An 8,928-nucleotide genomic window follows, 5' to 3' on the forward strand; every position below is an offset into this window, starting at 1 on the left:
ACCTGCTTCGGAATACCGGCCAGCAGCGCGGCGTTGCGGGCGATGTTGAAGCCCTGCTCCAGGGTCTGCTGTACGCAGCCCCAGTAGATATCCTCGATCTCGTTCGGGTCGAGGTTGGGGTTGCGCAGCAGGATGGATTTCATCAGGTGCGCGGACAGATCTTCTGCACGCACGTTGCGGAAGGCGCCGCCCTTGGACCGGCCCATCGGGGTCCGGATACAGTCGACAATGACTACGTCTTTCATGAATGGATCTCCTTTCCGCAATCAGTAGAAGGTTTTACCCTGGGCGGCCATCTCGCGTAAGCGGTCGCTGACGCGGTAGAGCGGGCCCAAATCGGCATACTGGTCGGCCATGGCCACGTAGCGATCCAGACCGATAGTGTCCAGATAGCGGAACACGCCGCCGCGGAAGGGAGGGAAGCCCAGACCGTAGACCAGTGCGATGTCGGCTTCGGCTGGCGTGGCAACAATGCCCTCTTCCAGACAGAGCACCACCTCGTTGATCATCGGGATCATCATGCGAGCGATAATGGCGTCCTTGTCGAAATCCTGTTTCGGCTTGGCGATGGGGGCCAGCAGCTCGTAGCTGGCGGCGTCGGCCACTTTCTTCGGCTTGCCCTTCTTGTCCTGCTCGTAAGCGTAGAAACCCTTGCCATTCTTCTGACCGAAGCGGTTCACTTCATACATCACGTCGATGGCGGTGCGGCCTTCCTTGCTCATGCGTGCCGGGAAACCCTGCGCCATCACGTCACCGGCATGGTGACCGGTGTCGATGCCGACTACGTCCAGCAGGTAGGCGGGGCCCATGGGCCAGCCGAACTCCTTCTCCATCACCTTGTCGACGGCCGCGAAGTCGGCACCATCGGCGACCAGCTTGTTGAAGCCAAAGAAGTAGGGGAACAACACGCGGTTGACGAAGAAGCCGGGGCAGTCGTTGACCACTACCGGGGACTTGCCCATGGCGGCGGCATAGGCCACCACGCGGTTGATGGTTTCATCGGAGGTCTGCTCGCCGCGGATGATCTCCACCAATGGCATGCGGTGCACCGGGTTGAAGAAGTGCATGCCGCAGAAGTTCTGCGGGCGCTTCAGCCCCTTGGCAAGCAGGGAGATGGGAATGGTGGAGGTGTTGCTGGCGAGTACGGCGTCTTCGCCGATGATCCCTTCCACTTCGCCCAATACGGCGGCTTTCACCTTGGGATTCTCGACCACGGCTTCGACCACTACGTCCACGCCTTTGACGTTGTCATAGCTGAGAGTCGGAGTGATGGCGGAGAGCACCTGGCCCATCTTGATGCCGTCGATGCGGCCCTTCTCGAGCTGGCCGTTGAGCAGCTTGGTGGCTTCGCCCATGCCAAGTGCCAGTGCCTTCTCGTTGATGTCCTTCATCACCGCCGGAATACCCTTGCTGGCAGACTGGTAGGCGATGCCACCACCCATGATGCCGGCACCCAGTACGGCAGCATGGCCGGTGGCCTTGCTCGCCTGCTTGGCAGCCTTCTTGGCCAGCGCCTTGATGTGTTGATCGTTCAGGAAGATGCCGACCAGCGCCTTGGCCACGTCGGTCTTGGCCAGCTTGATAAAGCCCTGCGCCTCAACGGCCAGCGCTTCGTCACGGCCCATGCCTGCGGCGGCCTCGACGGTTTTCACCGCTGTCATCGGCGCCGGATAGTGTTTGCCCGCCACGGCGGCAACCATGCCGGCAGCGGTGGTGAAGCTCATCATGGCTTCCAGTTTGGAGAGGCGCAGCGGCGCTTTTTTGGCGGCGCGACGGCTCTGCCAGTCCAGTTTGCCCGCGATGGCGTCTTTGATCATCTGCAGCGCAGCGCTGTGCAGCGCGTCGGGGGCGACCACGGCGTCGATGGCTCCCACCTTGAGGGCGTCATTGGCACGGTAATCCTTGCCGGTGGTGATCCACTCGAGCGCGTTGTCGGCGCCGATCACCCGCGGCAGACGGACGGTGCCGCCAAAGCCCGGCATGATGCCGAGTTTGGTCTCGGGCAGGCCGATTTTGGCTGTGGTGTCGGCCAGACGGAAGTCGGTGGAGAGGATGGTCTCGCAGCCGCCGCCCAGAGCGTGGCCCTTGATGGCGGAAAGGGTTGGAACCGGCAGATCTTCGATGGCATTGAAGATGTCGTTGGCCTTTTTCAGCCAGCCGAGCAGATCTTCTTGCGGCAGATCGAACAGTTCCAGGAATTCGGTAATGTCGGCACCGACGATAAAGGCGTCTTTGCCGGAGGTGAGGATCAGACCTTTTAGTTCACGTTCTTGTTGTAATGCGGCGATCGCTTCGCTCAGGGAGAGCAGGGTAGCGCGATCCAGCTTGTTGACTGAACCCGGGGCATCAAACCTCAGCTCGGCGATGCCGTTTTCGAGGTAGCTGACCGACAGGGTTTCGCCTTGGTAGATCATGAGAGTGTCTCCTTGTTCCCACTCAGTGGGGGGTGTTGCTCCTTTATCCCCAGCAGGGGGCGAGGCTCACTATTGATCCAAAAGGAGACATTTTCAACACCTATTTAAAACATTTGTTTAACAGATCTCGAGTAAAAGCTCTTCATCACAAAACGGGCAAAAGAGAGGCGCCTTGCGGCGCCTCGGATAGATGTGAGTTTGTTATCAACTGGCCAGTTCCGGCCGGTCGCGATACTGGTTCAGCACCTCGGGATCTGCGAGGGCGTGGGTGTTGTTGACGGGTCTGTTGTGTACCACTTCGCGCACCGCCAGTTCGACGATCTTGCCGGACTTGGTGCGGGGGATGGCATCCACCTGCAGGATGCGGGCGGGCACGTGGCGGGCGGTGCAGTGCTGCTTTATTTGCTGGCGGATCCGCTCGCGCAGCGGCTCATCCAGCTTACAACCCGCCTTGAGCTTGACGAACAGCACCACCCGCTCGTCTTGCTGCCACTGCTGGCCGATGACGATGCTCTCCTCCACCTCGTCCAGTTGCTCGACGTAGCGGTAGATCTCGCTGGTGCCGATGCGCACGCCGCCCGGATTGAGGGTTGCGTCGGAGCGGCCGTAGAACAGAATGCCGCCGGTCTGGGTCAGCTCGATCCAGTCGCCGTGGCACCAGATGTTGTCGAACCGCTCGAAATAGGCTGCGTGGTATTTGTCACCATTTTCGTCGCCCCAGAAGTAGATGGGCTGGGCCGGGAACGGTTTGGTGCACACCAGCTCGCCCTTCTCACCCTGCACCGGCTGGCCCGCTTCGTTGAACACCTGCACCGCGAGGCCGAGGCCGCGTCCCTGGCTCTCGCCGCGATAGACCGGGCTGAGCGGGTTGCCGATGACGAAGCAGGAGCAGATATCGGTGCCGCCTGAGATGGAGCTGAGTTGCACATTCTGTTTGATCTGCTGATAGACGTAGTCGAACCCCTCCGGCGACAACACTGAGCCGGTGCTGCAGATCAGCCGCAACTGCGGCAAGTCGTGGCTCTTGATGGGGGCATAACCCTGCTTGTGCAGCGCATCGAGATACTTGGCCGAGGTACCGAACAAGCTGACTTGCTCGTCGCGGGCCAGATCCCACAGCACATTGCCGTCCGGATAAAATGGCGAGCCGTCATAGAGCACCAGGGTGGCGCCGGAGGCGAGGGCGCTTACCAGCCAGTTCCACATCATCCAGCCGCAGGTGGTGAAGTAGAAGATCCGCTCCCCCGGTTTGATGTCGCAGTGCAGCTGGTGCTCTTTCAGGTGTTGCAGCAGAGTACCGCCGATGCCGTGCACGATGCACTTGGGTTTGCCGGTGGTGCCGGAGGAGTAGAGGATGTAGAGCGGGTCATTGAAAGCCATCGGCTCGAACTGGAGGCCGGCGTCCGGCTGGCTCGCCAGTAGTTGCTGCCAGTCGTGACCAAGCTGTAGCGGGTTGCCGAGCAGGGGGATCATCACCGTCTGCTCTATGCTGCCGATCTGGCTCACCACGCTGGCGACCTTCTGCTGAATGTCGATCTCCTTGCCGTTATAGCGATAGCCATCCACGGCAAACAGCACGCGCGGCCGGGTCTGGCCGAAGCGCTCCACCACGCTGGCCTCGCCAAAGTCGGGGCTGGTGGAGGTCCAGATCGCCCCGAGGCTGGTGGTTGCCAGCATGGCCACCACGGTTTCCGGGATATTGGGCAGGTAGGCCGCCACCACATCGCCCCGGCCGATGCCCTGGCCACGCAGCCACTGGGCCAGCCTGGCGACCTGATCCGCCAGCTCGCGCCAGCTCAGAGTGCGGCTTGGGCTCCCTTCGATGCGGGAGATGATGGCCGGGCTCTCATCCTGGCGGCGCAGCAGGTTTTCGGCGAAGTTGAGGCGGCTGTCGGGGAACCAGCGGGTGCGCTGCATATCCTGACGGTTCTCCGCCACTATGTTGCCGAGCTCACCCTTGACGCCACAGTGCTGCCACACCAGTGGCCAGAAGCGGGTGGTCTTCTCCACCGACCATTGGTAAAGCTGCGGATAGTTCTGCAGTTGCAGGCCGTGGAAGCGGTTCACCTCAGCCATAAAGCGGTAGAGGTTGGATTGCTGCATCCCGAGCGGATCCGGTTGCCACAGGCAGAGGTTGTCCATGAGTAATCCCTGACTTCATGTATCTACCGGCAGTGTATTGAATTGTTTTTGATTTGTTAACGACTGGTTCTCTGTTGATAACAAACACGTTTGTAACGTATGCGTTACCTCACGAAGCGGCAGCTTGACGGGTCGAGCCGCCAAGCGCTTGATGTTATGCTGCAATCACATTCACCTCGGAGCAGGACGCCATGAGCAGCTACAGCCAACTTTTTGCCCAGCATCTCGACACTTTGCAGCAACGCACCCGCGATATCCTGCAGCAACAGGGACTTGGCGGGCTGGCCATCCACTCCGGCCAGACCCACCGCATCTTCCTCGATGATCAGGATTACCCGTTCAAGGTAAACCCGCACTTCAAGGCCTGGTTGCCGGTGCTGGACAATCCCCACTGCTGGCTGCTGGTGGACGGGGTGAACAAACCGGTGCTGCTGTTCTATCGTCCGGTCGATTTCTGGCACAAGGTGGCGGATCTGCCCAATTCCTTCTGGGTCGAGTTCTTCGATATCCGTTTCCTGACCCGACCGGAACAAGTCGCCGATCATCTGCCGGGCAACAAGCAGGAGTGGGCCTATCTGGGCGGTCATCTGGAAGTGGCCGAGCTGCTGGGGCTGACCCAGCCCAATCCCGAGGCGGTGCTCAACTACCTGCACTATCACCGTGCCTACAAAACCCCTTACGAGCTGGAGTGTCTGCGCGAGGCGAACCGCATCGGTGTCCGTGGTCATATCGCGGCCAAGGACTCCTTTATGGCGGGGGCGAGCGAGTTCGAAATCAATCTGGCCTATATGAAGGCGGTCGGGCAGGGGGCCAATGAGGCGCCCTACGGCAATATTGTCGCCATCAACCGCAATGCGGCCATCCTGCACTATACCCATCTCTCGGCTGTGCGGGTGCCTGATGCCGAGCGTTACTCCTTTCTGATCGATGCAGGTGTCGATTTTCACGGTTATGCCTCCGATATCACCCGTACCTGGGCGTGGCGGCGCGGCGAGTTTGCCGATCTCATCGCGGCGCTGGATGCGCAGCAGCAGGAGATCATCGGCGAGATCAAACCGGGCCGTCGTTACAGCGAGCTGCATCTGCAGATGCACCACAAGCTGGCGCGCCTGCTGCAAGCGACCGAGCTGGTGGATATGTCGGTGGACGAGATGATCCACACCGGGGTGACCAACGTCTTCTTCCCCCATGGTCTCGGTCACTTCCTTGGCCTGCAGGTGCACGATGCGGGCGGTTTCATGCAGGATGAGCGCGGCACCCATCTGGCGGCTCCTGAGCAGTTCCCCTATCTGCGTTGCACCCGGGTGATGGAGGTGGGCCAGGTGTTCACTATCGAGCCCGGTCTCTACTTCATCGACAGCCTGCTGGAGCCGCTGCGTCAGGGCGAACAGGGCAAGCGGGTCAACTGGAACAAGGTAGAGGCGCTGCGTCCGTTCGGCGGCATCCGCATCGAAGACAACGTGGTGTTGCACGCCAACGGGGTGGAGAACATGACCAGACAAGCAGGGCTCTGATGGCGGCAGCTTATTCTATTCCGGCCGCGCCATTGGAGCTCAGCGAAGAGATCAAGAAGAGCCGTTTCATTACCCTGATTGCCCACACCCCGACCGTCGAGGCGGCCAAGGGGTGGGTCAACCAGATCAAGCGGCAACATCCGACCGCTCGCCATCACTGCTGGGCCTTTGTGGCGGGCGCGCCACAAGATAGTCAGGTCTATGGCTTCAGCGACGATGGCGAACCCTCCGGTACGGCGGGCAAGCCTATCCTCGCTCAGCTGATGGGCTCGGGGTATGGAGAGATCTGTGCCGTCGTGGTGCGTTACTACGGTGGTATCCAGCTTGGTACCGGCGGTCTGGTCAAGGCCTATGGTGGCGGAGTGGGGGCAGCCCTCAAGCAGCTGGTGACCGAACTCAAGGTGCCGCGTACCCCTTCCTCCATTCATTGCGACTATGGCGACATGGGCGTGGTCGAGTCACTGATCAGCAGCCACAACGGCGAGCTGCTGGCAGCCGATTACGGCCAGCAGGTCACCCTGCAGGTGGCGTGGGAGTCTGCAGTCTGGGAGCGGGTTGACCGCGAATTGACCGACAGAACCCATGGACGGGTATCCCTTAAGCCTTTAGATGGCTAGAATCCATCGCTCTTTATCGTTTTGAAGTAGGAGCCGGAATGCACACCCTGAGCATTATTCGCATCGTTGGCTTGCTGGTTGCGCTATTCAGCTCGACCATGCTGCTGCCAGCGCTGGTTGCGTTTGGTTATCGGGATGGGGGCGGCGCCGAGTTCATCAAATCTTTCCTCATGGCCCTGTTGCTAGGGGTCGCACTCTGGTTTCCCAACCGTTATCACAAGAAGGAGCTCAGAGCGAAAGAGGGTTTCCTTATTGTGGTGCTGTTCTGGGTGGTGCTGGGTAGCGTGGGGGCTGTGCCCTTTATTCTGAGCGATGCCCCGCATATGTCGGTTTCCGAGGCATTCTTTGAATCTTTCTCCGGCCTGACCACCACCGGCGCCACCGTGCTGACCGGGCTGGACAATCTGCCCAAGGCGTTCCTGTTCTACCGCCAGCTGCTGCAGTGGCTGGGGGGCATGGGGATCATCGTGTTGGCGGTCGCCGTGTTGCCGCTGCTGGGTATCGGGGGCATGCAGCTCTATCGTGCCGAGATCCCGGGCCCGGTCAAGGATACCAAGGTGACGCCGCGTATCGCTGAAACGGCCAAGGCGCTTTGGTTTATCTACCTGCTGCTGACCGCGCTCTGTGCACTGGCCTACTGGCTGGCTGGGATGACGCTATTCGATGCGGTGTGCCATTCGTTTTCGACCCTGTCGGTCGGTGGTTTCTCTACCCACGATGCCAGCATCGGTTTTTTCAACAGTCCGGTCATCAACCTGATTACCGTGGTGTTCCTGCTGCTGGCCAGTGTGAACTTTGCGCTCCACTTTACTGTCTTTTCCCATCGTCCGGTTCGGCTCGGGCGCTACCTCTATGACGCGGAGCTCAAGGTCTTTCTGGCCATCCAGGTGACCCTGGTGATGATCTGCTTTATCGCCTTGCTGACCCACGGGCACTACGCCACTTGGCAAGAAGCGCTCAACCACGGTCTGTTCCAGGCGGTCTCTCTGGGCACCACCACCGGCTATAGCACCACTACGTATGCAGACTGGCCCTCTTTCCTGCCCATGCTGCTGATGTTCTCCGCCTTTATCGGCTGCTGTGCAGGCAGTACCGGTGGCGGTATCAAGGTGATGCGCTTCATGATCCTCTTTATGCAGGGGATGCGTGAACTGAAGCGGTTGGTTCACCCCAGAGCTATCTATACCCTGAAGCTGGGGAAGCGGGCTGTGCCCGAGCGTATCGTCGAGGCGGTGTGGGGCTACTTCGCCACCTATATCATCCTCTTCTTTATATTCATGTTGCTGTTGCTGATGACGGGGTTGAACGAAGTGACCGCATTCACCGCCGTGGCGGCTGCTTTTACCAACGTAGGCCCGGGTCTGGGAGAGGTCTCTGCCAACTTCGGGAATATTTCACCCGCTGCACAATGGGTACTGGTGTTGGCCATGTTGTTTGGTCGATTGGAAATTTTTACGCTTCTGGTACTGTTTACCCCTGCATTCTGGCGTAGTTGAGGTTGTTATGGACAAGATTCTGGTGCTTTATTCCTCTAGGGACGGTCAAACCCGTAAAATCATCGATGTCATGCTGGAGGAGATGCCGGGATGCGAAGTGGTGATGCATGATTTGCACACCCTGCCCAAGTGCAATCTCAGCAAGTACAAGAAGGTGTTGATCGGCGCTTCTATCCGCTATGGCAACTTCCACCCCAGCCTGCTCAGTTTTATTCATGCCCACCATGAACAGCTGGAGGTCGCCAATGCCGCCTTCTTCTGCGTCAACCTGACCGCTCGCAAGCCCGAGAAGCAGACGCCGCAAACCAACGCCTATATGAAGAAGTTTCTGCGCCTCTCGCCCTGGAAGCCGAAAACCCTGGGGGTGTTTGCCGGTGCGCTGCAGTACTCTCGCTATAACTGGTGGCAGACCCGCATTATCCAGCTGATTATGAAGATCACTGGCGGCAGTACCGATACTACCAAGGACCTCGAATTTACCGATTGGGAAAAGGTGCGCAGCTTCGCTCGCGAATTCTGGTCAAAAAGGTAGCAACCTGATGTGAATTCAGGGTTTATTACCCGAAAGAGCCTCGCCGAAGCGGGGCTTTTGTTCAATTAAACAACGCTTGAACCGGAAAACTGCAAAAAGTGCCATTTTTTGCAGTTTTCCTCTTGTCATCGCGGCGCGGCTCCCTATAATGCGCCCCTACCAGCACGGCGGAACACGCCGAACTGATGAGCTAGCCTCTTGATGAGGTGGGCG

General features: G+C 59.5%; 6 protein-coding genes and 1 pseudogene. 4 read left to right on the forward strand and 3 right to left on the reverse strand.

The window, feature by feature from the left end; all coding sequences use genetic code 11:
- The 3 genes and pseudogenes from fadA to AACS24_RS06700 all read right to left on the reverse strand — a co-directional run.
- Nucleotides 1–245, reverse strand: a pseudogene (gene fadA / locus AACS24_RS06690) (acetyl-CoA C-acyltransferase); the annotation flags it as partial.
- A gap of 21 nt (nt 246–266) precedes the next feature.
- Nucleotides 267–2,414 carry a fatty acid oxidation complex subunit alpha FadB gene (gene fadB / locus AACS24_RS06695; RefSeq protein ID WP_108570595.1) on the reverse strand — a complete coding sequence of 716 codons (2,148 nt, stop codon included), beginning with the start codon at nt 2,412–2,414 and terminating at the stop codon, nt 267–269.
- 204 nt (nt 2,415–2,618) lie between these two features.
- A complete protein-coding gene (locus tag AACS24_RS06700) occupies nt 2,619–4,556 on the reverse strand; it encodes an acetoacetate--CoA ligase (RefSeq protein ID WP_108570596.1) in 1,938 nt (645 codons plus the stop codon).
- 191 nt (nt 4,557–4,747) lie between these two features.
- On the opposite strand from AACS24_RS06700, the gene pepQ reads away from it, so the two are divergent.
- Genes pepQ through hemG form a run of 4 tightly spaced genes read left to right on the forward strand, consistent with a single transcriptional unit; the run spans nt 4,748 to nt 8,715 of the window.
- Nucleotides 4,748–6,070, forward strand: a complete 1,323-nt coding sequence (gene pepQ, locus AACS24_RS06705) for a Xaa-Pro dipeptidase (protein ID WP_108570597.1) — start codon at nt 4,748–4,750, stop codon at nt 6,068–6,070.
- Nucleotides 6,070–6,687, forward strand: a complete 618-nt coding sequence (locus AACS24_RS06710; protein WP_108570598.1) for a YigZ family protein — start codon at nt 6,070–6,072, stop codon at nt 6,685–6,687. The genes pepQ and AACS24_RS06710 overlap by 1 nt, the downstream gene beginning before the upstream one ends.
- Nucleotides 6,688–6,725: 38 nt before the next feature.
- Entirely contained in the window at nt 6,726–8,183 is a 1,458-nt protein-coding gene (locus AACS24_RS06715) for a TrkH family potassium uptake protein (protein WP_033112846.1), read from the forward strand.
- A 7-nt stretch (nt 8,184–8,190) separates the two neighbouring features.
- Entirely contained in the window at nt 8,191–8,715 is a 525-nt protein-coding gene (gene hemG, locus AACS24_RS06720; protein WP_181364150.1) for a menaquinone-dependent protoporphyrinogen IX dehydrogenase, read from the forward strand.
- Nucleotides 8,716–8,928 lie beyond the last annotated feature (213 nt).

This window comes from Aeromonas sp. HMWF016 (assembly GCF_963878195.1).
Taxonomy (GTDB): domain Bacteria; phylum Pseudomonadota; class Gammaproteobacteria; order Enterobacterales; family Aeromonadaceae; genus Aeromonas; species Aeromonas lacus.